29 protein-coding genes are annotated in these 25417 nt (G+C 42.9%); 5 read left to right on the top strand and 24 right to left on the bottom strand.

Going from position 1 to position 25417, the window contains the following annotated elements; translation table 11 throughout:
* Positions 1-142 precede the first annotated feature (142 nt).
* From CRO17_RS07405 to CRO17_RS07390, 4 genes are all read right to left on the bottom strand, one after another.
* Entirely contained in the window at positions 143-1570 is a 1428-nt protein-coding gene (locus CRO17_RS07405; protein WP_097040841.1) for a protein adenylyltransferase SelO, read from the bottom strand.
* Positions 1571-1656: 86 nt separating this feature from the next.
* Positions 1657-2085 (bottom strand): CoA-binding protein, encoded by a 429-nt coding sequence (locus tag CRO17_RS07400; protein WP_097040839.1) that lies wholly within the window; start codon positions 2083-2085, stop codon positions 1657-1659.
* 17 nt (positions 2086-2102) lie between these two features.
* A complete protein-coding gene (locus CRO17_RS07395) occupies positions 2103-3623 on the bottom strand; it encodes an ABC transporter permease/substrate-binding protein (protein ID WP_097040837.1) in 1521 nt (506 codons plus the stop codon).
* A complete protein-coding gene (locus tag CRO17_RS07390) occupies positions 3620-4687 on the bottom strand; it encodes an ABC transporter ATP-binding protein (RefSeq protein WP_097040836.1) in 1068 nt (355 codons plus the stop codon). The genes CRO17_RS07395 and CRO17_RS07390 overlap by 4 nt, the downstream gene beginning before the upstream one ends.
* A gap of 177 nt (positions 4688-4864) precedes the next feature.
* Between CRO17_RS07390 and plsY the strand changes: the two genes are divergently transcribed.
* The 3 genes from plsY (at position 4865) to yidD (ending at position 6761) form a co-directional block, all read left to right on the top strand.
* On the top strand, positions 4865-5467 hold the full coding sequence (gene plsY / locus CRO17_RS07385; RefSeq protein WP_097041943.1) for a glycerol-3-phosphate 1-O-acyltransferase PlsY: 603 nt from the start codon (positions 4865-4867) through the stop codon (positions 5465-5467).
* A 114-nt stretch (positions 5468-5581) separates the two neighbouring features.
* Positions 5582-6514 (top strand): GTP cyclohydrolase FolE2, encoded by a 933-nt coding sequence (gene folE2 / locus CRO17_RS07380; protein ID WP_097040834.1) that lies wholly within the window; start codon positions 5582-5584, stop codon positions 6512-6514.
* Between the two features lie 4 nt (positions 6515-6518).
* Positions 6519-6761: a membrane protein insertion efficiency factor YidD gene (yidD, locus tag CRO17_RS07375; RefSeq protein WP_097040832.1), complete on the top strand. Its 243-nt coding sequence runs from the start codon at positions 6519-6521 to the stop codon at positions 6759-6761.
* An 11-nt stretch (positions 6762-6772) separates the two neighbouring features.
* On the opposite strand, the gene CRO17_RS07370 is transcribed toward yidD, so the two are convergent.
* The 5 genes from CRO17_RS07370 to acnA form a co-directional block, all read right to left on the bottom strand.
* A complete protein-coding gene (locus CRO17_RS07370; protein WP_097040830.1) occupies positions 6773-7090 on the bottom strand; it encodes a hypothetical protein in 318 nt (105 codons plus the stop codon).
* 3 nt (positions 7091-7093) lie between these two features.
* Positions 7094-7513 (bottom strand): acyl-CoA thioesterase, encoded by a 420-nt coding sequence (locus tag CRO17_RS07365; RefSeq protein WP_097040828.1) that lies wholly within the window; start codon positions 7511-7513, stop codon positions 7094-7096.
* A complete protein-coding gene (locus CRO17_RS07360; RefSeq protein ID WP_097041941.1) occupies positions 7510-9708 on the bottom strand; it encodes an AAA family ATPase in 2199 nt (732 codons plus the stop codon). The genes CRO17_RS07365 and CRO17_RS07360 overlap by 4 nt, the downstream gene beginning before the upstream one ends.
* Before the next feature lie 118 nt (positions 9709-9826).
* Complete coding sequence (locus CRO17_RS07355) at positions 9827-10267, bottom strand: TlpA family protein disulfide reductase (protein ID WP_179636898.1); 441 nt, start codon at positions 10265-10267, stop codon at positions 9827-9829.
* 88 nt (positions 10268-10355) lie between these two features.
* Positions 10356-13064: an aconitate hydratase AcnA gene (acnA, locus tag CRO17_RS07350; protein ID WP_097040824.1), complete on the bottom strand. Its 2709-nt coding sequence runs from the start codon at positions 13062-13064 to the stop codon at positions 10356-10358.
* Between the two features lie 244 nt (positions 13065-13308).
* On the opposite strand from acnA, the gene CRO17_RS07345 reads away from it, so the two are divergent.
* Positions 13309-13434: a small acid-soluble spore protein P gene (locus tag CRO17_RS07345; protein ID WP_097040822.1), complete on the top strand. Its 126-nt coding sequence runs from the start codon at positions 13309-13311 to the stop codon at positions 13432-13434.
* Positions 13435-13478: 44 nt separating this feature from the next.
* On the opposite strand, the gene CRO17_RS07340 is transcribed toward CRO17_RS07345, so the two are convergent.
* The 11 genes from CRO17_RS07340 to CRO17_RS07290 form a co-directional block, all read right to left on the bottom strand.
* Positions 13479-14585 carry an ATP-binding protein gene (locus CRO17_RS07340; protein ID WP_245864701.1) on the bottom strand — a complete coding sequence of 369 codons (1107 nt, stop codon included), beginning with the start codon at positions 14583-14585 and terminating at the stop codon, positions 13479-13481.
* Positions 14586-14770: 185 nt separating this feature from the next.
* Positions 14771-15244 (bottom strand): CcdC family protein, encoded by a 474-nt coding sequence (locus CRO17_RS07335; RefSeq protein WP_097040820.1) that lies wholly within the window; start codon positions 15242-15244, stop codon positions 14771-14773.
* Between the two features lie 29 nt (positions 15245-15273).
* A complete protein-coding gene (locus tag CRO17_RS07330; RefSeq protein ID WP_097040818.1) occupies positions 15274-15633 on the bottom strand; it encodes a response regulator in 360 nt (119 codons plus the stop codon).
* Complete coding sequence (locus tag CRO17_RS07325; protein ID WP_097041936.1) at positions 15608-16081, bottom strand: Na(+)/H(+) antiporter subunit B; 474 nt, start codon at positions 16079-16081, stop codon at positions 15608-15610. The genes CRO17_RS07330 and CRO17_RS07325 overlap by 26 nt, the downstream gene beginning before the upstream one ends.
* A gap of 54 nt (positions 16082-16135) precedes the next feature.
* Complete coding sequence (locus CRO17_RS07320) at positions 16136-16831, bottom strand: cytochrome c biogenesis CcdA family protein (protein WP_097040817.1); 696 nt, start codon at positions 16829-16831, stop codon at positions 16136-16138.
* A gap of 77 nt (positions 16832-16908) precedes the next feature.
* Positions 16909-17322, bottom strand: a complete 414-nt coding sequence (locus CRO17_RS07315) for a YndM family protein (protein WP_097040815.1) — start codon at positions 17320-17322, stop codon at positions 16909-16911.
* 727 nt (positions 17323-18049) lie between these two features.
* On the bottom strand, positions 18050-18274 hold the full coding sequence (locus CRO17_RS07310) for a YneF family protein (protein WP_097040813.1): 225 nt from the start codon (positions 18272-18274) through the stop codon (positions 18050-18052).
* 43 nt (positions 18275-18317) lie between these two features.
* Positions 18318-18707: a sporulation inhibitor of replication protein SirA gene (gene sirA / locus CRO17_RS07305; protein WP_097040811.1), complete on the bottom strand. Its 390-nt coding sequence runs from the start codon at positions 18705-18707 to the stop codon at positions 18318-18320.
* A gap of 153 nt (positions 18708-18860) precedes the next feature.
* Positions 18861-20864: a transketolase gene (gene tkt, locus CRO17_RS07300; RefSeq protein ID WP_097040809.1), complete on the bottom strand. Its 2004-nt coding sequence runs from the start codon at positions 20862-20864 to the stop codon at positions 18861-18863.
* A gap of 127 nt (positions 20865-20991) precedes the next feature.
* Positions 20992-21216 (bottom strand): DUF896 domain-containing protein, encoded by a 225-nt coding sequence (locus CRO17_RS07295; RefSeq protein ID WP_077309365.1) that lies wholly within the window; start codon positions 21214-21216, stop codon positions 20992-20994.
* 43 nt (positions 21217-21259) lie between these two features.
* A complete protein-coding gene (locus CRO17_RS07290; protein ID WP_097040807.1) occupies positions 21260-21919 on the bottom strand; it encodes a YneB family resolvase-like protein in 660 nt (219 codons plus the stop codon).
* A 293-nt stretch (positions 21920-22212) separates the two neighbouring features.
* Between CRO17_RS07290 and lexA the strand changes: the two genes are divergently transcribed.
* Positions 22213-22842: a transcriptional repressor LexA gene (lexA, locus tag CRO17_RS07285; RefSeq protein ID WP_097040804.1), complete on the top strand. Its 630-nt coding sequence runs from the start codon at positions 22213-22215 to the stop codon at positions 22840-22842.
* Positions 22843-23133: 291 nt separating this feature from the next.
* Here lexA and CRO17_RS07280 read toward each other — a convergent pair whose 3' ends face one another.
* The 4 genes from CRO17_RS07280 to CRO17_RS07265 all read right to left on the bottom strand — a co-directional run bounded on the left by CRO17_RS07280 (position 23134) and on the right by CRO17_RS07265 (position 25406).
* Positions 23134-23520, bottom strand: coding sequence for a DUF2513 domain-containing protein (locus CRO17_RS07280; protein ID WP_097040803.1), 387 nt, complete (start codon positions 23518-23520; stop codon positions 23134-23136).
* A gap of 513 nt (positions 23521-24033) precedes the next feature.
* Positions 24034-24234 (bottom strand): hypothetical protein, encoded by a 201-nt coding sequence (locus tag CRO17_RS07275; protein WP_097040800.1) that lies wholly within the window; start codon positions 24232-24234, stop codon positions 24034-24036.
* A gap of 106 nt (positions 24235-24340) precedes the next feature.
* The gene (locus tag CRO17_RS07270; protein ID WP_425444407.1) at positions 24341-24841 is read right to left on the bottom strand and encodes a hypothetical protein; all 501 of its coding nucleotides are present in this window, start codon (positions 24839-24841) and stop codon (positions 24341-24343) included.
* Positions 24819-25406, bottom strand: a complete 588-nt coding sequence (locus tag CRO17_RS07265) for a hypothetical protein (protein WP_097040798.1) — start codon at positions 25404-25406, stop codon at positions 24819-24821. Before CRO17_RS07265 ends, CRO17_RS07270 begins: the two co-directional genes overlap by 23 nt.
* Positions 25407-25417: the final 11 nt, after the last annotated feature.

The following is a 25417-nucleotide window of genomic DNA, read 5'->3' as shown; positions in this document are numbered from 1 at the left end:
CTGAGAGCCTTTATAATAGTCATTTTCGAAATAAAATCAATGGGTTTTATGTTTTCTGTACAAATCAATTGAAAGTCTCTGCTCTCTAACTATACGCTTATTTTGCTATATATGTATACCTGCCTCAGGGGCAGGCGGTGTATCATGTACCGCAAAAAGTCTGAAACGGTTCGTCTGGTTCAGGGGGATTAGCAGTGTATTTCGGATTTACTGGCGCATAGCTGTAAGGGTTGGAGACGGCTTCCAATAAAGAATCAAACAACGTATAATCGCCATTTCCTGCCGCATCCAATACCTCTTCGACCAAATAATTGCGCGGGATAACATTTGGATTCGCTTTTTGCATTGTCTGTCTGACTGTTTCTGTTTGCATAGCGCTGGTACGTTTATCCCACCGTTTTTTCCAAGAAAGAAAATCTTCATCCTGATCTATCGTTGCTAAATCATCAATGGTCAAAGCGCGGAAAGTGTTCGTATAATCAGCACCAGTCTGCTCCATCCACATCAATAAATCCTCTACGAGCGCTTCATCACCTGCTGCTGCTTCCTGTATGCCTATCTTCCGAGACATTATTTCCAGCCAATATTTTCGATACATGCGCGGATACTCTTTCAAGATAGCCTCAGCTTTTTTTACCGCTTCCTCAGGTACATCATCAATTAACGGCAGCAGTGTTTCCGCAAATCGAGCTAAGTTCCAAGCGGCGATTGGCGGCTGATTCGCATATGCATAGCGTCCTTGTACATCAATGGAACTAAAAACAGTCTTCGGATCATATTCATCTAAAAAGGCACATGGTCCGTAATCAATTGTTTCTCCGCTAATGGTCATATTGTCGGTATTCATCACACCATGTATAAATCCAACACTAACCCATTGAGCTAGTAAAGAAGCTTGACGATTGACAACGGCTTGGAAGAAACGCAGATAGCGGTCCGATTCATCAGCTAATTCAGGATAATGGCGTGCTATGCTATAATCCGCCAAAGCGATTAAGTCCGTTTCTGAACAAAATCTGCGTGCATATTCGAATGTTCCTACACGAATATGACTTTTGGCTATTCTAGTAAGTACCGCTCCCGGCAGCGCCGTTTCGCGATAGACAGGATCACCTGTCGAGACGACGGCTAAACTGCGTGTTGTAGGGATGCCAAGTCCATGCATCGCTTCGCTGATTATATATTCACGCAGCATTGGCCCGAGTGCTGCCCGTCCATCTCCGCCTCGGGAATAAGGAGTTCTTCCTGCACCTTTCAGCTGGATATCCAGTTTCTCCCCTGAGGCGTTCTGCCATTCTCCAACAAGTGTGGCTCGTCCATCACCAAGCATGGTGAAGTTCCCAAATTGGTGACCAGCATAAGCTTGTGCGATTGGCTTGGATGCTGCAGGAAAGCTATTGCCTGCCAACACATCCAGTATGCCTTCTCCTTTAATACTGAGCTGTTCGGCCAGTGCTTGATTCCATTTGATTAATTTCGGTTCGTTTACAGGATTCGGCTCCATATCCGAATAAAAAACTTCCGGCAGTTTGTCTGCGTAGGAGGTGTGCAATTTATTGTCGAAGAACATGATACTTCCCCCTTTTTCAAGTTTGTACGTCTTATTATACGCTAATGAGACAGAAACCCCACCTGCTGGGAGCAGATGGGGCGAGCTTAATTATTGGAAGGTCTGACAAGTACACTATGTGCTACTTTAATGCAAAGGTCCATCATGACCGTAAATCCTTCATGTTTCAAATAGGCAGCTGCTTCTTCGTCATAAACGCCTTGCTGCGCCCAAAAGACGCGCGCATTCGTTTTACTCGCTTCCCTTGCCAAGTCCGGTAAGTATTCCGGCCGCCTGAAAACATTGATGATGTCGATTTGGTCTGGTACATCCGCCAAGGAAGAGTATGCTTTTTCGCCAAGCACTTCCGTTATTGTCGGGTTGACAGGAATAATACGGTATCCTGCCTGCTGCATCGCCTGTGAAACGCCATAAGAAGTGCGCGTAGGAGAATCGGACAATCCAACTACCGCAATCGTTTTTGCTTTCGTCAATGTATCACGAATTATGCTATTTTCAGGATTTTGAAATGCCATGTGCTTCTCTGCCTCCTTTATAGTAATCCTTCTTGTTCTAAGAATTCTCTTGCTACTTGTTCTGGCTTCTTGTCTTCAAAGTCCACTTGATAGTTCATCTCTGTCATTTGCTCATCTGTTATTTTCCCTGCAAGCTGACTCAATATGTCTGCAAGCTCCGGATATTTATCAAGTATTTCTTGACGCATTAGCGGTGCGCCTTGATATGGCGGGAACAAATTCTCTGCGTCATCCAGTGTAACGAGGTTCAAATCCCGGATGTAGCTGTCTGTAGAATACGCATCAATCACATCCACATCATCAGCCTCGATTGCTTGCTGACGGATACCAGGATCCAACGTCTTCAGTCCACCGAATTTCACCCCATAAACATCCTGAATACCTAGGTAGCCATCTTGGCGATCACTAAACTCCAAAGTAAAGCCAGCAGTCATATCGTCATCGATGCTTCGAAGATCGCCGATCGTTTTCAGATTATTTTCTTCTGCGAAAGATCGCTTCACGGCAAGTGTATACGTATTATTGTATGCCATTGGCTCCAGGTACGCCATGTCAAAGCGCTCTGCCATGCCCGCTTTCGCTTGCTGGTACACTTTTTGTGCATCATTCGTCTCGGCTTGTTCACCAAGGAATGTCACGAGAGCTGTACCGGTAAATTCCGGATAAATATCAATACTGCCGCTCTGTAATGCTTCAAAAAGGAAATCCGTCTTTCCCAGATTCGGTTCTAATTCTACTTGTAAATCAGTCTGATCCTCAATCAATAGTTCATACATATTGATTAAGATAGAAGGCTCGGCACCTAGCTTACCGCCGATTACTACATCAGCTTGATTATCCTTGCCAGCCACAAACGGTGTTACAACACCGATAACCGCTACAATTAACAGCACTAAAAGTGATTTAAATCCAAATTTTCTGCTGGTACGTTCAAATACACGAATAACCAGATCCAATACAATAGCCAGCAAAGCTGCCGGAATCGCACCGAGCAAAATCAGGTTTACATCACCGCCGCGGTCAATTCCTAACAGAATAAGTTCTCCTAATCCGCCAGCGCCAATCAATGCAGCAATTGTCGTTGTCCCTACAATCATGACCATCGCTGTCCGAATGCCCGCCATGATGACCGGCATCGCCAATGGCAGTTCCACTTTGCGAAGACGCCGGAAGCTGTTCATTCCCATGCCTGTTGCAGCTTCTTTTAGTGCCGGGTCTACGCCGGCGATACCTGTATATGTATTTCGCAGAATTGGAAGCAGTGCATAGGCGATAAGCGCTACAATAGCCGGGCGTGTTCCAATCCCAATCAGCGGAATTAGAAAAGCTAAAATGGCCAGGCTCGGTATCGTCTGCAGCACGGCTGTTATCGCAATAATCGGTTCCGCTAATCTTTTCGACCGGCTCAGTAACAAACCGAGCGGTACCGCAATGGCAATACTGATAAGTAAGGCGATAACTGATATTTGCAAGTGTTCACTTAAAGCCGTCCAAAACGAGTCACTGCGCTGCTGGAATACGTCAAGAAATGTATTCATTGTGTTACCACTCCATTCTTGACTTCCGTCTTACTGGCCAAAAAGCGCAGCAGCTCTTGCTGGGTTATCGTGCCAATTACTATATTGTCCTTCGTTACCGGCAAAACACTCGTTCCAGCTTCCTCAAACACAGCGACAGCATCTAATACATTCATATCGTTCGGCAGTTCGCCTACATCTTGCTGCTTTCCGTTTTCTGCAGCACAAAGTAATTCCCCTTCAGTGCCAGTTACAACATAAGTAACGTCGTTGTCATATTGACCTGCTTCAAATGCCTCCATTGAGAGTATGTGTGAAGCAGTTTGGGAAGCAACAACGTCGACTGCAGTCTGCCAGGGTGATTTCTTGTCCCCGATAAAGCTGCGTACAAACGAGTCTTTCGGCGCTAAAATTAAATTCTGCGGGGTGTCTACTTGCACGATTTCTCCTGCTTTCATAAGGCAGACGCGGTCTCCAAGTGCCGTCGCTTCGTCAATATCATGTGTAACAAAAACGATTGTTTTCTTGATTTTCTGCTGCAATTTCCGAATATCCTTTTGCAGCCCTTCTCTGCTGATTGGATCCAATGCACTAAATGGCTCATCCATAAGCAGAATTTGCGGATCCGCGGCAAGCGCCCGAATCACACCAATGCGCTGCTGTTGTCCGCCGGATAGTTCAGATGGCATCTTTTTCATGTAAATGGACGGCTCCATTCCGACCATCTGCATTAATTCCTTCGCACGATTCTGGACATCCTTTTTCTTCCACTTTTTCATTTCCGGCACAACGGCAATGTTCTCTTCCACTGTCATGTGTGGGAATAGCGCAATTTGCTGCAGCACGTACCCGATATTCCACCGCAGTTCATTGATATTATAGTCTTTCAAGCGTTTGCCATCTATGTAGATATCTCCTTCTGACGGTTCTACCAGCCGGTTGATCATTTTCATTGTTGTCGTCTTGCCGCAGCCACTCGGCCCAATCAACGCAAGCAACTCACCTTCTCGAATTTCGAGATTAAAATTTTTGATTGCTTCCGTTCCATCTCGGTATGTTTTACTTATCCCTTTAAATTCAATCATTTCGTCACCTCGTTATGTATGTGCTACAAAAATCGCACTAATGACCCTATTACCCTTGCCTCTAGGGCATTAATCCTATACTATGTAAGAAGTTATGCTATCTTATGATACTTCGTGCTAAAATGGATAAGCAAGTAATAGGAACGCCTTAGCTGTTAAAGGAGAATGATAATGGTAATAGAATACATATTATTCATCCTGCTCGCCTACATCATCGGTTCAATACCATCTGCACTGATTGTTGGGAAAGCAGGCTACAATATAGATGTCAGGGAGCATGGGAGCGGCAATCTTGGTGCTACAAATACATTCCGCACGCTCGGTAAGAAGGCCGGAATCATTGTTCTAATCGCCGACATCTTGAAAGGGACAATTGCGACTATCCTGCCGGTTCTGTTTGGATTTGACCTTTATTTACTTGTCATTGGACTAGGCGCAGTCATCGGCCATGTTTACCCGGTATTTGCTCGCTTTAAAGGCGGAAAAGCAGTTGCCACATCCGCAGGTATTATTCTTGGTGTAAACGCGCTGCTCTTCTTAATTGTCATCGCAAGCTTTGTACTCGTATTGCTGCTCAGCAAATACGTATCACTTGCTTCCATGACTGCAGGAGTTGTCAGCGTCATTGTTTCTATTTTTATTGCACAAGACCTGATCCTAACGATTGTTCTCGGTATACTAGCTGTGTTTATTCTATACAAGCATCGGCAGAACATCGTCCGAATCATTAAACGTGAGGAACCGAAAGCGTCCTTCCTCGTGAAAAACAATTCCAGATAATCGGGATTGTTTTTTCTTTTTCGTATCATTTACCCGGCTCAGACAATTGAATTCCCCTTGATGCATCGGGTATACTTTAAGCTAGTCCATAGGACGCCTGAAAGGAGCACAAACATGCAACACCTACACACACCAACTAAAAAACAGCTGCCCGCGAAGGCAGAACGTCATAAATTATTCGGCTCCGTGCCGCCCGGTGAGAAGACAAAACCGGAAAATAAAGCTGACATGGCTGATTTACAAAATACGAAAAAGAACTTTTTATTCCATATCGATGCTGTCGGTATTGCGAATGTAAAACATCCCATCCAGGTAATTAGCAATACAAGTCCGGCAATGCAGACAACCATCGGAACATTTGAGTTCACTTCCAGCATTCAGCAGGACAGCAAAGGAACGAATATGAGCCGTTTCACCGAGCAGCTGGATATGTACCACAAAAATGGCTTCACTGTTTCTGTCCAAAGTCTACAAACATTTGTAGCCGAGCTTGCTGAACGGCTAAAGCAAGACGATGCGAAGGTAAAGGTAACTTTCCCGTGGTTCTTTGAAAGAAGCGGCCCTGCATCTGGCATGACAGGTTTAAACCATGCGGATGCTTCTTTGGAAGTGTCTTATCATAAAGAGACTGGTTTCCGTACAACAGCAAAGCTCTCCGGTACTGTCACAACACTATGCCCTTGTTCAAAGGAAATTAGTGAGTATAGTGCGCACAATCAGCGCGGTATTGTTTCGATGGAAGTACAGCTGACAGATGCCTTTAACGAAGATGTGCAAGACTGGAAAGAAGCTTTACTTGAGGCTGCCGAGAGCAATGCCAGCGCTCGAATTCACCCGGTATTAAAGCGTCCGGATGAAAAGATGGTAACAGAAACAGCGTATGAAAATCCTCGTTTCGTTGAGGACATGGTACGATTGGTAGCAGCTGATTTGTACGAACTGGATTACGTGGAGAAATTCACCGTTTCCTGCAGCAATCAAGAATCCATCCACCTACACGATGCTGTCGCTACATTAAGTTACGACAAACGCGACGAGATGGAGTAAACCGATGGGCAAGGTATTTCTAGCCTTGATCCGTTCTTATCGCCGTTTTATTAGCCCGCTAACGCCGCCTACTTGCCGCTTTTATCCTACATGTTCCCAATACGGAATGGAAGCAATTCAGCGATATGGCCCATGGAAAGGCGGCTGGCTCACAATTAAACGTATCTTAAAATGCCAGCCGTTTCACCGAGGCGGATTCGATCCTGTCCCAGGCTGCGGTTGTGAGCCGCATGAAAAAAAGCAGTAATCCATCGTGGATTACTGCTTTTTCTGTTGTGTCAGTCCAAATCTCTCCAGCTGTTCATATTGCTGCTCTGCCTGAAGAATACGCCGCTGATAGTCGCCGATCAAATCAAAGTGAGGCAAATCACCATGTTCGTCAATCCAAGCTTCTTTCAGCCCATATTGCGCCCCCCATTTTATCAGCTTTTTCCGATCCGCACAGCCTGCTTTGGTAACCGTCTTTGCATCAGGAAATCGATCATCAAGCCAATAGTGCGTCAAGAATGCAACTTCTCCGTTACGAACCCGCTGTTTCCATTGTTTCAGTTCTTCCCGTCTCACACCAAATGCCATTGCTTATGCTTCCAATGCCTTCGAATAAGCGGCATGCCATTCTGGCAGCGAACGGCGAATGGAAACAGGCCTGAAGTTTTCTTTTTTCACGACGGTGTGCGTACTTGTGCCAGAGACACATAGCTTCCCGTCTTCATTCCTAATTTCATAAGCATACTTCGTGCGAATACCATCATAAGAATGAAGCCACGTTTCGACGACCGGTTTTTCCCCATAACGTACTGGATAATGAAAGTTCAAATTTGCGTCCACCACTGGAGAAAGAAAGCCGTCATCTTCCATAGCCGCATAGCGCAAGCCTAAGGTTTCAATAAAATCTGTCCGGCCAATTTCGAACCAAACAAGATAATTCACATGATAAACGACACCCATTTGGTCTGTTTCACCGTAACGTACACTTATTTTTGATGTTGAACTTTTCATAAAGCACTTCTCCTAACCATATTCCAAGCGTTCTCTATATCTGACTTTGTTAACATATCCATATTTGTTTGCTCTTCTTCTAGTAAGCGGAGCGACTGAAACTGAATTGCTTCATCAAGCAAATTTGTAACAAACCGGCCATTACCCGACACTGTTTCCGTGCTCAGCTGCTCGTTTAAGTATGCTTCTGCCTCTTCTTCAAGCGTATAAGCATAATTTTCCATTGCCCGCTTAAAAATTGCGACAAGCTCCTCACTGTCGTAATCAGGAAACACAAAATACTTTTTAAATCGAGAAGCAAGTCCTGGGTTGCTGTCAATGAAGCGTTTCATTTCTTGCTGATACCCAGCGAGTACGACAACAAGATTTTCATTGTGCTTTGTCATCTCGTCCACCAGCGTATCAATTGCTTCCTTCCCGAAGTCCTGTGCTCCCCGGAATAAGCTGTATGCCTCATCGATAAACAGCACGCCTCCAAGCGCATCGCGAATGACTGCTTTCGTCTTAGCAGCTGTCTGACCGACATAACCTGCAACTAAGTCACTTCTGGAAGCGACAACAAGATGTCCACGCTTAAGCAATCCCCGCTCTTTTAGTATCCCTGCATATATCTTGGCAATTGTTGTCTTACCTGTACCAGGATTTCCGGTAAATACAGCGTGCAGCTGGATTGGTACAGCTGGAGCTCCTTTGCTTTTACGCTCTTGCTGAATGTGAACGAATGAAGATAGCTTCTTCACTTCATTTTTAATCGTTTGCAGACCGATCAGCTGTTCGAGCTGTTCCAGCGGTTCGGAAGTGTCTTCTGCTTTTCGCGGGTTATTCACATCTGAAGAGGAGAGCTTCATATGATCAATCCAAGAGTCTGCTGTAAGGGTTCGATCAGCGCCTTTTTGGAAGATAATACGCAGTACAATATCACGTACGGTTCTTGCATTACCGAATGTATCATCCACTTTTGATTGCTCAATAGTATCTTCTACCAGTCGTAAAGCCTCTTCTGTAAAGAAGAAATCGTTTGCAAGCGCCGTGTTTTCCGCAATTTGCAGCAATTCTTCTGTTTTAAAATCTGGTAATTCCAAATAGTTCTGATCTGGTATCCGGCTGCGCAACCCTGGATTGGCAAAAAGAAACTGACGAGTTTCCTCTGGGTAACCAGCCAGAATGACAGCGAATCGGCCGCCATATTCATTGCTTGTCATACTCGATACCAATGTATCAATCACTGCCTGTCCATAATCATTGCCGCTTTGGCCTTCTCGTTTGAGACTGTATGCTTCATCAATAAATAAGACCCCGCCAAGTGCTTGCTGCACATAATTAGTTGTGTTTTCTTCACTTTGTCCAAGGTAAGAACCAACTAAATGAGAACGGTTTACCTCCACCAAATGGTCTGATTCGAGCAGTCCGAGTTGATGATAAAGCTTTGCCAGCAACCTCGCAATCGTTGTTTTCCCTGTTCCTGGATTTCCAGTGATAACCATATGCAATCCTGGTTCATCTACCATTTGGAAACCAAATTGCTTCCGTTCTTGCTGATAACGCAAGTAATGATAATAATCGTGGATATAATCCTTCACCTCTTGCAAGCCAATCAGTTGATCCAGTACTTCAAGCGGGCGGTTCTCACTTGCTTGTGTCAGCACATTCGGCAGTGCATCCTTTACAGCTGTCAATGACTTTGTAATCTGCTGAACTGTCGCATTCATCGCAGATACAGGGGAACCTGTCTTTCTTTTTTCAATCGTTTCAATTGTTTGTTCCAAAAGAACAAGCAAATCCTCTAATTCTTCATAAGATCGATTATAAGCTGCAGCCAGCTTGTTCGTTCCGCTTAGTCGGCGCGGATACATTTGCATTGCTTCTGTCAGTTGGTCGTGCAAACTTTGGGATTTTTTAAGCTTCGCTGGATCAAAATCTGTTTCTCGTATCGACCATTGCGGCAGATCAGTATCCATTATCGTTAGATAATAGGAATTTACCTGCGCAAACTGATCAATCTCCTGCACAATTGGATGGGTGCGCTCAGATGCTGCCAGCAGCTGTTTGCTGATTGGGTCTTGCTTATGCACACGCATAATCCGATAAAAAGCAATTATTCGATATAGTCCTTGTTTTAATGTTTCTTCTTCTTCTGTCAATGCCGATGCCATACGTAACGCCTCTATCTCAGATAGAGGCGGTGTACGATCCATCGAACTCCATGCAATCACTTGTTCGGTCAGGGTATTCTCTGTCTGTGCCACAAGTATGCCCCCTTTTCTCTAACAATTATTTTAGCATACTCGAGCCATACAGGTGAACTAACGGACACTAATCTGTCCACTTCTCCAATTGTTCTTTTGTGACAGGTCCTGGTATTACCTGCCGCTTACCATTCTTAACGATAACAGTAAATGGAACTGCAACTTGGCGGAAGTGAGTCGCTACCTCCCCTTTTTTATCCAGGTAAACAGGTACGTGCAGGTCACTCTTTTCTGCAAAGTGTTTTACTTGTTCGCTGCTTCGTTCACTCTTTGTAGCGTTCACACTGTACACATGGACACGATTTCCCCTGCTGTCATAAAATGCTTCCAGCTCGGATAAATCCTCCATACATGTATCACACCACGTGGCCCAGTAGACAAGGACGACTGGTTTTTTATCGCTATGTGCCAGCAGCGTCTCCACAGATTTTAATTCCAATGTTTGAGCATGGACGATAGACGGCATACTTATTAGAAGTAACATTATCAGAATCGCTATTCGTTTCAAATTGATTCCTCCTTGCCGTTTATTTTGGGCGAAAAGAAGCCATACTAACCAAAAAAAAGAAGCAGCCATATCGGCTGCTCCTTCTTCCTTATGCATGCTGCAACTTATTACGAAGCACCATGTTCAAAATACCGCCATGACGGTAATAGTCGATCTCTACTTCACTGTCAAAGCGTGCAACTGCATCAAATTCAGTTACTTTGCCGTCTTCAGCAGTTGCTGTTACTTTCACGATATCTCGTGGTGAAACATTCTCATCGATAGCTACACTGATACTCTCACGACCTGTTAACCCAAGAGAATCCGCACTTTCACCTGGCTGGAACTGCAATGGCAGAACACCCATCATAACGAGGTTAGAACGGTGAATACGCTCGAAGCTTTGCGCGATGACAGTCTTAATACCTAGCAGGTTCGTACCTTTTGCTGCCCAGTCACGGGAGCTTCCCATACCGTAATCTTCACCGGCAAAGATAGCCAAACCTGTTTGATCAGCTTGATATTTCATTGCTGCATCATAAATCGGCATCACTTCGTCTGTCGGCCAGTACGTTGTATAACCGCCTTCTGTGCCCGGAGCCAGCTGATTGCGGATACGGATGTTGGCAAACGTACCGCGCATCATTACTTCATGGTTACCACGGCGGGAGCCATAAGAGTTGAACTCACGAGGTGTTACACCTTTAGACTGCAAATACTGACCTGCTGGCATGTCCTTGGCAATGGCACCTGCAGGAGAAATATGGTCCGTCGTTACAGAGTCAGCAAATTTCCCGATTACGCGCAAGCCTTGAAGCGGCTGTACGGTACCGCTTCCTCCAGCGATATTCTCAAAGAAGGTAGGGTTTTGAATATAAGTCGAATCCGCATTCCATTTGTACAGCGGCTGATCTGTTGTTTCAATTTCATTCCATTTTTGATTGGAATGGAACACATCTTCATACTCTTTGCGGAAGATTTCCGGTGTTACGACTTGCGCAACAGCTTTACGGATTTCCTCATTTGTAGGCCATAGGTCTTTAAAGTAAACATTGTTACCATCTTTGTCTGTTCCGATCGGATCATTATTCAAGTCAATATCGACCGTACCAGCAAGTGCATACGCAACTACGAGCGGCGGAGATGCCAAATAGTTCGCCCGCACAAGCGGATGAATACGTCCCTCAAAGTTACGGTTACCGGAGAGAACAGATGTTACCGTCAAATCATTAGAAGCAATTGCTTCCTCGATTTCCGGAGACAACGGACCGGAGTTACCGATACAAGTTGTACAGCCGTAACCGACAAGTGTGAACCCTAACTGATCCAGATACGGCGTCAAGCCTGCATCCGCCAAGTAACGCGTAACAACTTTGGAACCTGGAGCCAGCGATGTTTTCACGTAAGCTGGTACGTTCAGTCCTTTTTCGACTGCATTCTTCGCTAGAAGTCCGGCACCAAGCATAACGTAAGGGTTAGAGGTATTCGTACAGGAAGTAATCGCAGCAATTGCTACTGCTCCTGTTTTCATTGTGGATGTTTTGCCATCCGGATGATTGATGTCGACCGATTTATCGAATTCGCTCTTATCAAGTCCAAAGCCTTGGTTTCCTGCTGGTGCAGTGATTGAATCATTGAATGACTTCTGCATACCGGAAAGCGGGATAAGATCCTGCGGACGTTTTGGTCCGGAAAGGTTTGGTTCAAGTGCGGAAAGATCGATTTCAACAAGTTCCGTATACTCTGGATCACGCAAGTCTGGAGAATACCAAAAATCATTCTCTTTCGCATATTTCTCCACTAAATCAATCTGTTCTTGGCTTCTGCCTGTCAGATGCATGTAGTTAAGTGTTTCTGCATCAATTGGGAAGAACCCGCATGTTGCACCGTATTCAGGTGCCATGTTAGAGATGGTAGCACGGTCTGCAAGCGGCATGTCCGCTAAGCCAGGACCAAAGAATTCAACAAATTTTCCGACTACGCTCTTCTGACGCAGCACTTGTGTTACTTTTAACGCCAAGTCAGTTGCAGTAGAGCCAGCTGGCATGGACCCGACAAATTTCACTCCAATAACATCTGGTGCAGGGAAGTAGGACGGTTGTCCAAGCATACTCGCTTCTGCCTCGATACCGCCGACACCCCAGCCTAGCACACCAAGACCGTTGATCATCGTCGTATGAGAATCCGTTCCGACGAGCGTATCCGGATAGGCAGTATAAGTACCTTCTGCATCTTCATTTTCATGAACAACACTTGCTAAGTATTCCAGGTTTACCTGGTGGACAATCCCAGTTGCAGGCGGAACAGCACGATAATTATCAAATGCTTTCTGCGCCCAGTTTAAAAATTCATAACGTTCTTTGTTTCGCTCAAATTCCAATTCCATGTTCACTTTCAGTGCATCCTGTGTTCCGTATTTATCAACCTGAACAGAATGGTCAATAACAAGATCAACAGGGATTTCAGGGTTAATGCGGTCTGCATCTCCGCCTAGATCCACCATTGCTTTTCGCAAGGATGCCAAATCAACAACTGCCGGAACGCCAGTGAAGTCCTGCAGGATAACGCGGGAAGGCTTGAATGGTACATCGGTAATGTCCCCATTCCCCCAGTTCGCTAAGCCTTCTACGTGCTCGTCCTTAATGGCAAAACCATCATGCTGACGAATCAGCGATTCAAGCAGCACACGAATGGAGAATGGAAGCCGGGAAACTGTTCCAATCCCTTTCTCTTCAAGCGCTTTCAATTGATAGTAATTGTACGTCTTTCCGTTTAATTCAAACTGTTTTTTTGCATTGTATGAATTATTACTCACCATCGTATGAACAAACCCCCTTGTGAATTGCCTGCCCTATCACAATCCTATGATAGAACAGCACGAGCTAACATTGATTTGCACTTTTTATTCTAAATGAAAACGATTCATAAGTAAATTAATTAAGACCAAAAAACACGCGTAAAATGGGGAATCCTAGCGCATTTTGCACGTTCCCTAAAGATTTTGATAACGCTCGCATAGTGCTTCTCGGACAGGGAATAATAGGTGGCGTGGGGGTGAAGAAATGGGAGAACATAAAGGGAAACAGCGGAAACACCCGGAGAAGGTTAACGAGCCGCTCAGCGGATCAAAGAAAGTCAAAAACAAAAATCATAGCAGACAAAAACAGCATAGTTCTCATGATATGTAAAAACAGCATGGCCTCTTAACGGAGAGGCCATGTATAAATATTAATTAGTTCATAACTGGCAGAAAAACACTGAAAGTACTCCCTATCGTTTCATTTCGCAGGATATCAAGTCTGCCGTTATGCTTTTCAAGTATTTGCGTACAAATCATCAAGCCGAGGCCTGTCCCCTCTTTCTTCGTCGTAAAGAAAGGCTCTTTCAGCTTTTCCAGCACATTATCCGGGATACCCGGTCCTTCATCAACTACATCAACGATACAAACCCCGTCTGCTTGCCTTTGACGAATGTCAATCTTACCGCCATTCGGCATTTCTTCAAGTGCATTCTTGATAAGATTGATGAACAGCTGTTTGATTTGCGACCGATCACAGAGCAAACTGGAATTCTGCCCCTTCTCAAAATTGATTTGCACATTCTGCAGACGAGCTTGTGAATAAAGAAGTGTTATAACATCTTGAAGCATTTCGTGTATTGTTTCTGTTTCTTTATTCTCTGCCACCGGCTTTGAAATGAATAGAAGCTCAGACGTTATCGTCTCTATCTTTTCTATTTCTTCCACCATAATTTTATAATATTCTTCTTTACGGCTGATACCGGCTTGAATTAGCTGCAAAAAACCTTTCAAACTGGTCAGCGGATTTCGGATTTCATGCGCAATACCGGCCGCAAGCTGACCGGCTACACTCATCTTTTCAGATCGGAACATCATTTCTTCAATTTCTTTCTTGTCAGACACATCCTTGGCAACTCCGATATAATACGGGGCATCCGATGCTTCTACGAAAGAGATACTCGCTTCCATCCATATATGTTTTCCGCGGTTATCTAAAGCTGTCAGATGGAATCGCTGCGGCCATTCTGTTGTGGAGTTAATTCTATTACGAAGTACAGGGACATCACAAGGATCCAAATAAGCTAAGGAAGACGTACCATGTACTTCCTCAGGGAGATAACCGAGCATCCGTGTAATAGATGATGAAGTGTATTGAATCATGCCTTCGTCGTCACAGACGAATACGATATCAAAGCCGTTTTGATCAATCCACTTCAGCATCGGCTCAGGAAGTCCAGCAAAAGTACGTCCATCAAAGCTCATTAAATCAAATGAACCTGCTTTTTTTTGTTTCTCTCTACTATAGTCGTCTTCTTTCAAGCTCCTTCGCCCCCTTATATGTGGCCTTATTCGCGCATTTATGTATGTAAAAGTCCTTTTATTATGTATGTTACTACAAGTAAGAGAAAAACAAAACGTTCGTACCATGATTTCCCTAAATCTTGTATAGACAATACTACTATACAAAAAAGACTTTCTTACGGGAAGAAAGTCTTTTTACAACATCAGGAGACTTGCATACGCCTCTCAAGCCGTTTATACTTCCAAAGCATTGCAATCCGCCAAGAGACGATCATACCGAAAGCCAGCAGGAAGAAGACACCGCCCATCTTCCCGATTTCAATTGTCTGACCAATCGCCACCTTAAGAAGGACCCGAACGAAAACAAGTCCAACCAAGATAACAGCGAAAGCTTTGGATGGTTTTAGAAAAATCGCTTCATCTCTCACCTCAAAATTCGAGGTTAAAATCAGCAAGCTGGAAAAAATCACTCCAACCCCTAAAGAGGACCATACTTCCCACCACGGAACCCGAAATACGGGAAACAGAAACATAAGCGCACCGGTGCTCATAAAAAGCGGCGGTAGTATGATTTTCTTTGCCGTCACAGGTCTGGCAGCAGCACGCATCCGGATCATCGCTACAGCTAGTCCCATACATGCTACAAGTATTGTACTAATGATAACAGGTAATGTCATACCCTTCACTTCTTTCAATTACAATCTGATTATGCAAGTATTCGCTCCACCGTTTCAAGCACACGTGCATCTTCAAAAGGCTTTGTAATAAAATCTTTTGCCCCAAGCTCAATTGCCTGCATGACAATACGCTGCTGCCCCATAGCGGAACACATAATAATCTTAGCAGAAGGATCCATACTAACGATCTCCTTCAAAGCTGCAAGTCCGTCCTTATGCGGCATGGTGATATCCATAAATACAATATCAGGCTTTGTTTCCTGGAATTTAGCGATAGCTTCATTCCCATCAGCTGCCTCGCCAGCTATTTCGTGTTGAGCCTCTGTTAGCAGAGCACTTAATGTTTTTCGCATAAATTTTGCATCATCTACTATAAGTATCTTGGCCACTGGTATTCTCCTCACTCGTTGAACGATCTTGTGCGATAGATAATATAATGGTTAAAGCAATACCGACCACGGTAAGATACACGCCTAAATCGAAAAGCGTCGCCGTTGCCAATTCCATCTTACCTATTAATGGTACATGAACATATGTAAATGTGTGACTAAGAAACGGCTGTCCAAAAACAAATGAACCTGCACTTGTCAAAATAGCGATCAGCACACCTGTCATCGTTAAAATACGATAATTAATTGGAAGAACTTTGCTGACGGTTTTGAAGCCATAAGCCATATACATAAGCACTAAGGCCGCTGCCGTTCCTAGTCCTCCGATAAACCCGCCACCTGGTGAATTATGGCCTGAAAAGAATAAATAGACCGAAAAACCAAGCAATAGGAAGGAAATTAGCACAGTCGTTGTTTTAAAGATTAAATTGTTTGGTGAATTTTCCACAAGCGACACCCTTTCCCTTCATATTCTAAACTAATTCTTGTCTTTTTTCACGAATTAAAAACCATAAAAGGAGAAAAAATTAGCTAAAAACGCTGTAATCCTTGTAGTTAAATCAAATAAAAGCAAAATGCCAATAACTATTAGCAAATACCCGCTCAGTTCGTGCAGAAGTTTTCCTGCTTTTTGAAGCTTTTGTAATTTATATCCGAAAAAGCCCCATACAAAAAAAGGAATACTAAAACCTATTATATAAGCCAGCATCAGCGGCACAGCTTCCAGCGGCTGCAAGGCAGCACTTGTCATAATTCCAGCTAGTATAGGACCTGTACATGGAGTCCACCCCATTGCGAACGATAACCCAATAAGCACAGAACCAACATATCCTGGCGGCCTGCTTTTAAACTGCATGAGTGTTTTCGACGACTGCCATCTTCCGCCTAACAGACCAATCTGCACGGTTCCGAAAAGAATGAGCAGTGCGCCTCCTGCCACGCGTATGTAGGACTGATAAACATAAAGCCATCCCGACAAAGCAAAAGCACTATATCCCAGCAGTAAGAAAATAGCCGAAAAGCCGATTAGGAAGAAAAATGTATGCCAAAACCAGCCGGCAGCACGAGGTTCTTGTTTACCAAAGCGAGGATTGACGCCTGTTAGATAAGATAGAAACGCCGGATAAAGCGGTAGTACACATGGAGAAAGGAAAGAAAGAAACCCAGCAGACAAAGCTAGTATAATCGTTACTCCCAAGTTATCTCCTCCGCATAAGGTAAAAGGAATCCCGATTGGGGATTCCTTTTAAATTTCATTATCCACTATAGCACAACTTAAGAGATTCCAACAGTCTGTGCATTATGATCCTTAATTACTTCTTTGTTCACATAGCGATGGAAGAACCACTCACCAATGCCAATGACAACCGTTGAAATTAAGGATGCCAGCACAACATTGTCATCAGGATTCAAAAGCACTTCACCTAACACCCAAAGAATGATGAACGTCATTATTGCGTCACAAACAGTAGCAATTGCATTTCGTTTCGCAAAATCACCATCAGGCTTGCTGCGATCTCCTGCTTTGCTTAAAATGAGCAAATCCCCTATCACATATGCAGCAATAGTCAAGACGACACTCATCAACAGCGTATCACTAAATTCCGCATCAAACATAAGGGTGAAAACTATCCATAAAACAGCAAGAATCATAATGAACTTAATCACCAGCGCCTTCACATGTTTCATCTTTTCCCACTCCTTTTTTTGTTTTTGTTTTACAATACCTCTTTACATGCAAAGCCAAACATTTTACTCTGCATTTAAAGTGTACCCCGCTCAGGCATACCCATACAGAAGGAAAGCACTTAATTCTCCGACACAATAAAAGGTATAAATCTTTTTTTACTCATTTGACTCCATTTAGGTATTGGCATAAAAGTTAAAAAGAAATAACGTTGCATGGATTTTACAGGAAGCTCTGTATATCAAATGTTCCTGCAACCCCGCAGACCATTTATTCGGTCAGTTAGTCCTGTTGTAGATATCATCGAGCTAAAAATAATAAAGAAGAGACTAAAAAATAAACAGAAGCACTACTACAATGTAAGCAGCTAACAGCGGGGGCAAGTAGTTACCCGAATCACCATCGCGCTTTTATCTTATATTTTCACTGCATTATAGTAAGCATCTTCTAAATTTTATATATTAATTATTTTAGATGCACATAGTAGGTCATACTTTAAGGAAGTACTAGTTAATTATTAGCCAATGTCTGATATCGTATGTATATTGTGAGGTGGTATTTTTTACTTCTTCAACGTATCTCAAAAACAAGAAAAACCACCCTCTCTGCTAAATTTCACAACAGAAAAAGTGGTTCCTGGATTTAACTAGCTCATAACAGCAATTAAATCACGTTTTTGCAATGCCATATCGCCAACTCGAAACGTTAAAGCTATATAGAAATAATTGCTTATTTACCTTGTTGGTTGTTCATTGCGCGCATCATTTGGTTAATTTTCTTTTGGGATGGTTTTTGACCCATTTGCATCATCATTGTACGAAGCATTTGTTCATTAATTGGCGGGTTCTTCTTAAGATAGTTCATCATATATTTCCGTGCGATGAAAAATCCAAGTACAACACCGATCGCTAATGCAATAATTGCAGTAAGTACGATTAGGATCGTTGTGCTCATATTGGCTTCCTCCTTCAAAATATCTCTAATCTAGTATAGACAATCAAAAGGAAGAATACAATAGATGAACCCGTGATTGCAAGTCATTTTTTATGATAGGCGAAATCCACCCGCAATTGTTAGCTGCAGGCTCGATGATAAAAAAGGAAGAATCAAACTGGCGGAGATCAGTGAATACGCTCTCTTCAGCAGTGGTCAAACTATCACAAACGACGCGAAGATAGCGTGGATCTGTCTCAAGATGAACATTATTTTCTCCGCTCTCTAGTGAGGCACCGTGCGGAAAATCGTACGTAATATAGTCGAGCTGATCTTGAACATAAGCTGTATTTCCCGCTTGACTGGAAAGGAGAAAGCGGTAGAGGATATCCGTTTTATAAAAATAGCGAAGATAAATCTCATGTTTCACCCAATAGACGAAGTATTCTTTCACAAGCTTGTCCTCCTTCACCCTTTGTTAATTAGTATACCCGCCGGGACATGCTTAATCCCTCGGAACTTGTTGCAAAGAGACACGAAGATGCAGGGCTTTCATCGATTTTTGTCATATAAAAAGGTCGGCCATCATAATGGCCGACCTTTCTCATTAATCTAAAATAGATTCTACTTGTTTGATAACATTCTCTACCGTAAATCCGAATGCTTCAATCAATTTATTTCCGTTACCAGAAGCACCGAATGTGTTGATGCCGATTACTTTGCCTTCATCACCAACATACTTCTCCCAGCCTAGCGGGGAAGCCATTTCGATACCAACACGTTTCTTCACAGCAGGTGGCAGAACGCTGTCTTTGTAGGACTGATCCTGCAGTTCGAAACGATCCCATGAAGGCATGCTGACAACAGCAGCGTCAATGTTCTTCTCACGCAGTGCTTCTTGTGCACGTACAGCAAGCTGTACTTCAGATCCAGTAGCCAGCAGCAATACATCCGCTGTCTCTTTGTTTGCTGGGCTGACAACGTATGCACCTTTCTTCACGCCTTCATATGCTGCTTCTTTTGTAGAAGGCAGTGTAGGCAGATCCTGACGCGTCAATACAAGCGCAGAAGGAATCTTTTCTGATTCAAGCGCCAGTCTCCAAGCAGCTTGTGTTTCATTGCCATCAGCTGGACGAACAACACTTAATCCAGGCATAGCGCGCAAGGATGGCAATTGTTCAATTGGTTCGTGTGTAGGACCATCTTCTCCAACAGCAATAGAATCGTGTGTCAATACGTATGTCACAGGCGCTCCCATTAGTGCTGAAAGACGGATAGCCGGACGCAAGTAATCACTGAAGACGAAGAACGTACCGCCGTACACTTTCAAGCCGCCATGCAGCGCCATTCCGTTCAAAGCAGCACCCATCGCAAATTCACGTACACCGAACCAAATGTTTCGGCCGCTATAGTTGTTTTTAGAGAAGTTCTCTTCTTTTGCAAGAAGCGTTTTGTTCGATCCAGCAAGGTCCGCACTGCCGCCGAACAAACTTGGAACAGCATCAGCAATTGCATTCAGCACTTTACCGGACGCAGCACGCGTAGCTGTTTTGTCTTTGCCTTCTTCATATGTCGGCAGTGTATCCGTCCAACCTTCAGGAAGCTCCCCTTTTATTGCTGTAGCCAGCTCTTTGGCTAACTCTGGATGTGCTTCTTCGTATTTAGCGAATAGTGCATTCCAAGCTTCTTCCGCTTCTGCACCTTTTTTTACAACTTTTTCTTCAAAATCACTGTAAACTTCGTTCGGCACATGAAAATCTTCGTGCGCCCATTTGTAAGCTTCTTTTGTTAACTTGACTTCATCTACACCAAGCGGCGCACCATGGGAAGCGCTTTTCGCTGATTTATTCGGAGATCCGAATCCGATGACTGTCTTCACTTCAATAAGTGTCGGCTGTGAAGTGTTCGCTTTCGCTTCTTTAACTGCTGCACGAATAGAATCCACATCAGTACCTTCTTCAACGCGGATTACTTGCCAGCCGTAGGCTTTGAAACGATCCTCGACATTCTCAGAGAAGCTGTGATGCAAATCACCGTCAAGGGAAATATCATTGGAATCATACAATACAATCAACTTGTCCAATCCTAAATGACCAGCAAGTGATGCTGTTTCATGTGAGATACCTTCCATCAAATCACCATCACCACATATTGCATACGTATAATGATCAACAACCGGGAAGTCAGCTTTATTGTATTTTGCAGCTAAATGCGCTTCTGCCATTGCCATACCTGTTGCCATTGCGATACCTTGTCCAAGCGGACCGGTTGTCGCTTCCACACCGTCTGTATGATGCACTTCCGGGTGTCCTGGCGTACGGGAGCCGAATTGACGGAAAGATTTCAGATCGTCAATAGATACCTTGTATCCAGACAAATGCAGAAGAGAATAAAGCAGCATAGAACCATGTCCGGCAGATAATACGAAACGGTCACGGTTAAACCAATGTGAATTTTTCGGATTGTGTGTCATGAAATCCGTAAATAGCGTGTAAGCCATCGGCGCAGCACCCATCGGCATTCCTGGATGACCGGAATTAGCAGCCTCAATTGCATCAATTGATAGCGTACGAATAGTATTAATGGAAAGCAATTCTGTTGTATGAACCATGTGAACATCCCTTTCGCTTAACTTATTATGTACTCTTGTTCATCCTATACTGAAATCGCTTAATAGACAAGGATTTATATATAGAAAAAAGAAGGAAAGGCTGTACATAATGTCAGCCATTTCCTTCTTATTCTTCATCACGCAGTTTTTTTACTTTTTCTGGTGTAACGTCGTTGCCTTCACGGTCTACGACTGTCATTGTTTTAAATTGATTCTTGAAAGAGGAACGAACATTCTTCAAGTATTCTTGTCTTAGTTCTTTCTGCTCTTTCTGTTCTCCTAAAGAGAGACCTTCTGTTTTTGCTTTATGTGCTAACGCATTGATGCGCGCCAATTTGTCTTTGGATATCATAATGTGTATGCTCCTTTAAGCATTAAAGTTAACATACACTATGTTACCTGCTGGTGTCGTCTGTTTCAAGCGAAACATACTCCTGGTACCTTCTATGTACGGTCGCTTTTGATACAGCAAACCCCATCCCCCGCAGAACAGAGCTGATTTCATGAAATGTCAGTTTGTTGTTGCGCAGCCGTACAACTTCTTCAATCGGGAATTCAATTCGTTCCCTGCCAGGTGCAGCTTGCTGATTACTCAAATTCTTACTCGGATCATAACCGCCGGCAATCGCGCGCCGCATGCCTCTTTTTATTTTCATATTGTGAATCTTCCGCTGGTATTCTTCTACAATTCCCACAATCCGAAGTACCATATCATCCGATTCTGACAGCTGGAATTCGCCTTGCTGATTTAATGTGTAGACCCTCACCTCCAGCTTTTGAAGGTGGTGGAACAGAGCTATCTTTGTATTCCCCCTGCCCAGTCGCGTTTCGTCCTGGATTAAGAGACAATCCGCTTCTCCAGCCGTAAATAAATCTAGCATCTTGAAAATGCCGGGCCGTTCAATCTCGTATCCGCTCTGTTTTTCTTCAATGATATCGATTACCTCAATATTAGATGTGGCAGCAAGACTGATAAGCTCCTCACGCTGCCGCTCAATCGAGCTAGCCTGCTCGTCTTTTTCTGTACTAACTCTGCAATAGATGACTGCTTTCATTGGTGTATCCTCTCATTCAGCTAATTAAACACTCATGATAAGTGTAAAGTATAGGAAGAAAAGCGTGAAGCCGAATAATACATAATAGAACAAATCAGATTTTGATAGTTTCTTTAACATAGTAGATTCCTCCAAATAAATTATAATTTTAGGAACAAGCGTTCTTATCGTTAATTCCATTATATACGAACACAAGTTCTAGTCAAGAGGTTTTTTCGAACGGATGTTTGTATATTGAAATCTATCATGATATACTGTATGTAATAAAAATATATGCACGGGGTGTTCGATACATGATGAAACTATCGAAAAGACAGGAAGCAATTTTAGCTTACATAAAAGAGCAAGTTCTAGATAAAGGCTATCCGCCATCCGTTAGAGAAATTGGCGAGGCAGTCGGGCTGGCATCCAGTTCCACCGTACACGGCCACCTTTCCCGCTTGGAGAAAAAAGGACTAATCCGCCGAGATCCGACGAAGCCCAGAGCTATCGAAGTTCTCTCGCTTGAGAATGGAGATCAAACGGATATCCCTCGCGGTGAACCGAACTATGCACCAGTGATTGGTAAAGTAACTGCCGGTATTCCCATTACAGCAGTGGAGAATATTGAAGAGTATGTGCCGGTTCCGAATCACCTCGTCGGCCCGGATGATAATATCTTCGTCTTAGTCGTAGTTGGAGAAAGTATGATTGAAGCAGGCATACTCGACGGCGATATGGTTATTGTGAAGCAGCAGCAGACTGCTCAAAACGGCGAAATTGTTGTTGCAATGACAGAGGACAATGAAGCAACTGTAAAACGTTTCTTTAAAGAAGAGAACCAAATCCGCCTGCAGCCGGAGAACAGTACAATGGATCCTATTATTCTTTCTAATGTAAGTATTCTCGGTAAAGTAATCGGCCTGTACCGTTCTATTCAGTAGAATCGGTCTCGGCCGATTTTTTTTCATAAATTTTACATACTTTCTATCAACTTTCGACACATTTTTTGGTTATATTAGAATATGATTTAATAACCAAATGTTAGAAAGCAGGTGGAATCGTGAAGCTTATTTACAAGTTAGTTTGCAAAATAAGAGGCCGCCACAAGATTGATAGTGTTTCTGATACATGTAAATGCGGATACACACGAAGCTACCGCAAAAACGAGCATAATATGGACGACTATTATCTAAAAGAACGTTAAATAGCTGTGCAAATGAAGAGGAGCTTACCTATACGGCAAGCTCCTCTTTTTTAATATTCTCTTGTTTCATTGCCGCGTGCAATGCGCTTAACAGTATTCCTGGTGTCGCCTTCTCAAAGCTGTTCCCTAGCAGTTTTTTAGCTCCTTCTGCTACGCTCTTATTCTCCATTAAAGCAAGCAATTCATGTCCTTTTACGGCTATGTCGTTGACAAATACATCACGGTAGTCTTTAGAGTTTGCTGCTGCGCCAGTAATAAACTCTTCTTGCAGCAGCACTTCCGCATGATGGACAACATCGTACGGTGTACATGATCCGATTTTGCAACGGTATTCTCTAATCAACGTTCCTTGGAGTTGGTCTGCTTCCAGCTGTTCCAGTATTTCTTTGAATAAAGCAACATGCAGTTTTGGCATATGATCTCCCCTCTTTATATCTTTATTATTCCACAGGATTAGTGTTAAAAAGTCTGAAATTTTGTACATTTATTCACAATTAAGTGACAAGTCTAGTAACGAGCTGGTATGGATTTATTTCTGCTTGTAAAAGAGGAATTCAACTTATGCATTGGAGGTATACAACTATTGGAGGTGAAAATATGACTAATTATCATACTACACCTGATGGAACGGCAATTGGCAGGTGAAAAAAGAAGGTGCAAAAAGAGTAACGGGTTCGGTTTAGGAGTACAAAACACAAAAAATCAACGGAAATAGAGCCTTAAATATTTGGTAACTAACACTGGAAATAACATATAAATTAATATTAAAAATAACACAAAAAAAGGAGCTTGTTAATCCAAGCTCCTTTTCCTATTATTTTAAATGGCATTACATCTAATTAACGCATTCTTTAATTTAAGTACGTCATTCCACATTTTATTAAAAAATCGTGCCCGATTGCTTTAAATAGGCATATTGAATAAGAAATCACCAATCTAATTTCAGCAGTTCTGCAACAATCTCATCACTACCAGGAAGAAACATAAACACTGAAATAACGATAAATAGAACTCCAAAAACAAATAGCAATATAACGACTTTAACAGCCGCAGACACACCCTTTTTCGTAAGACCGGCAATAATAAAAACAATACCTATCAAAAGCAATAGTAAGTACCAAAACCCCATCACACTACCCCTTTCTATAAATTATGCTTATTAAGCAATTTGGACCATTTGTTGAATATCAGTTTAATCAGTGCTCTTGCACTAAACTGCCGTTAATTAAACAAGCTCATTCAGTTCTTATATATATTTTACCATAAAATTTCCATTCACCTTCAAAAAACAGTACAATTTTCTTCAAGTGACGTATCTTAGATATATAATATTTTCCAAAAAATTCTTTATCTGTTATTCCTAATCTTTGAGCGGGAGTTTTTACGCTTGTTTGTTTACCTTCTTTGGTTTTGGAAGGTAAACAGAAGTTGTACGTTCTTGGTATGGTTAATGCCATTTGAGCATACGTAGAATTAAAGTTTGAGTAAATGTAACTTTTTCCATCTTCACGAGCTGTAGTCAGAGGTCTTTCTAATATAGATAATCTTCTCCTGATATGCTGAATAAATGAATTGGTTGCATTATTATTAACATTCACGATAAGTTTTGCAATTTCCTTTGGTTCCAGAGAAGATAAATCTGTTGTGCAATCAACAGAGCGAAAATCTCTATCAATGGATGCAAGTGGATGTTCGATTGGATTGTCAGCATACTCATATATGGCTACCTGAACCATCACTAACTTCCTTATGAAATATACGGGTTTCAAATAGTTCTTTGGGATATAAGTAAACTAATTTTCGCAAAGAGTTTGTTCCTATCTCGTTTAAATCTCCCCATTCGAGTATATCCTGTTTCCATTTTGACAAATGATTGTATCTGTTCATACATAAAATCAATATCCAGCCTCCTCTCGATAAATCCATTTGCACCTTCAGCAAGCAAATAATCCGTATACCTGCATCATAGAAAGGCTGCCCTTCGCCAAAATGGAACTTGTTCTTTGGATGCAGTGTAATACTTCTGACTATTTCTCTCCCTTCAAGCGACTTTGAATAGATACGGTTCATTTGATCGTTTCCTCTGTAAACAAACTCTGTTTCCGGTTTTCCCGTATACTCGTAATCCCCATTTGTATTATCTTTCCACTCTAAACAGCCCAAGTGCTCTAGCGTGAGAGCTGCTACAGTATTTTTATGACCATTGTTGCGGTCCCATAACTCTGGATGATTGTGCAGCCAACGCGTTGATGCTTGCCCATTGATACCAAATTGCGCAATCTGCTTATGCCCCGTCACCAATAATCATTTCA

Origin of the sequence: Terribacillus aidingensis, from assembly GCF_900215625.1 — a bacterium.
Classification (GTDB): Bacteria; Bacillota; Bacilli; order Bacillales; family Amphibacillaceae; genus Terribacillus; species Terribacillus aidingensis.
This window is presented reverse-complemented; position numbering and strand designations above follow the sequence as displayed.

Excerpts from the sequence above, each read along its gene's own strand:
- CRO17_RS07405 (WP_097040841.1), bottom strand. The coding sequence starts at position 1,570 with ATGTTCTTCGACAATAAATTGCACACCTCCTACGCAGACAAACTGCCG.
- CRO17_RS07400 (WP_097040839.1), bottom strand. The coding sequence starts at position 2,085 with ATGGCATTTCAAAATCCTGAAAATAGCATAATTCGTGATACATTGACG.
- CRO17_RS07395 (WP_097040837.1), bottom strand. The coding sequence starts at position 3,623 with ATGAATACATTTCTTGACGTATTCCAGCAGCGCAGTGACTCGTTTTGG.
- CRO17_RS07390 (WP_097040836.1), bottom strand. The coding sequence starts at position 4,687 with ATGATTGAATTTAAAGGGATAAGTAAAACATACCGAGATGGAACGGAA.
- folE2 (WP_097040834.1), top strand. The coding sequence starts at position 5,582 with ATGCAACACCTACACACACCAACTAAAAAACAGCTGCCCGCGAAGGCA.
- yidD (WP_097040832.1), top strand. The coding sequence starts at position 6,519 with ATGGGCAAGGTATTTCTAGCCTTGATCCGTTCTTATCGCCGTTTTATT.
- CRO17_RS07370 (WP_097040830.1), bottom strand. The coding sequence starts at position 7,090 with ATGGCATTTGGTGTGAGACGGGAAGAACTGAAACAATGGAAACAGCGG.
- CRO17_RS07365 (WP_097040828.1), bottom strand. The coding sequence starts at position 7,513 with ATGAAAAGTTCAACATCAAAAATAAGTGTACGTTACGGTGAAACAGAC.
- CRO17_RS07360 (WP_097041941.1), bottom strand. The coding sequence starts at position 9,708 with ATGGATCGTACACCGCCTCTATCTGAGATAGAGGCGTTACGTATGGCA.
- acnA (WP_097040824.1), bottom strand. The coding sequence starts at position 13,064 with ATGGTGAGTAATAATTCATACAATGCAAAAAAACAGTTTGAATTAAAC.
- CRO17_RS07345 (WP_097040822.1), top strand. The coding sequence starts at position 13,309 with ATGGGAGAACATAAAGGGAAACAGCGGAAACACCCGGAGAAGGTTAAC.
- CRO17_RS07335 (WP_097040820.1), bottom strand. The coding sequence starts at position 15,244 with ATGACATTACCTGTTATCATTAGTACAATACTTGTAGCATGTATGGGA.
- CRO17_RS07315 (WP_097040815.1), bottom strand. The coding sequence starts at position 17,322 with ATGAAACATGTGAAGGCGCTGGTGATTAAGTTCATTATGATTCTTGCT.
- CRO17_RS07310 (WP_097040813.1), bottom strand. The coding sequence starts at position 18,274 with ATGAGCACAACGATCCTAATCGTACTTACTGCAATTATTGCATTAGCG.
- tkt (WP_097040809.1), bottom strand. The coding sequence starts at position 20,864 with ATGGTTCATACAACAGAATTGCTTTCCATTAATACTATTCGTACGCTA.
- CRO17_RS07295 (WP_077309365.1), bottom strand. The coding sequence starts at position 21,216 with ATGATATCCAAAGACAAATTGGCGCGCATCAATGCGTTAGCACATAAA.
- CRO17_RS07290 (WP_097040807.1), bottom strand. The coding sequence starts at position 21,919 with ATGAAAGCAGTCATCTATTGCAGAGTTAGTACAGAAAAAGACGAGCAG.
- lexA (WP_097040804.1), top strand. The coding sequence starts at position 22,213 with ATGATGAAACTATCGAAAAGACAGGAAGCAATTTTAGCTTACATAAAA.
- CRO17_RS07280 (WP_097040803.1), bottom strand. The coding sequence starts at position 23,520 with ATGCCAAAACTGCATGTTGCTTTATTCAAAGAAATACTGGAACAGCTG.
- CRO17_RS07275 (WP_097040800.1), bottom strand. The coding sequence starts at position 24,234 with ATGGGGTTTTGGTACTTACTATTGCTTTTGATAGGTATTGTTTTTATT.
- CRO17_RS07270 (WP_425444407.1), bottom strand. The coding sequence starts at position 24,841 with ATGGTTCAGGTAGCCATATATGAGTATGCTGACAATCCAATCGAACAT.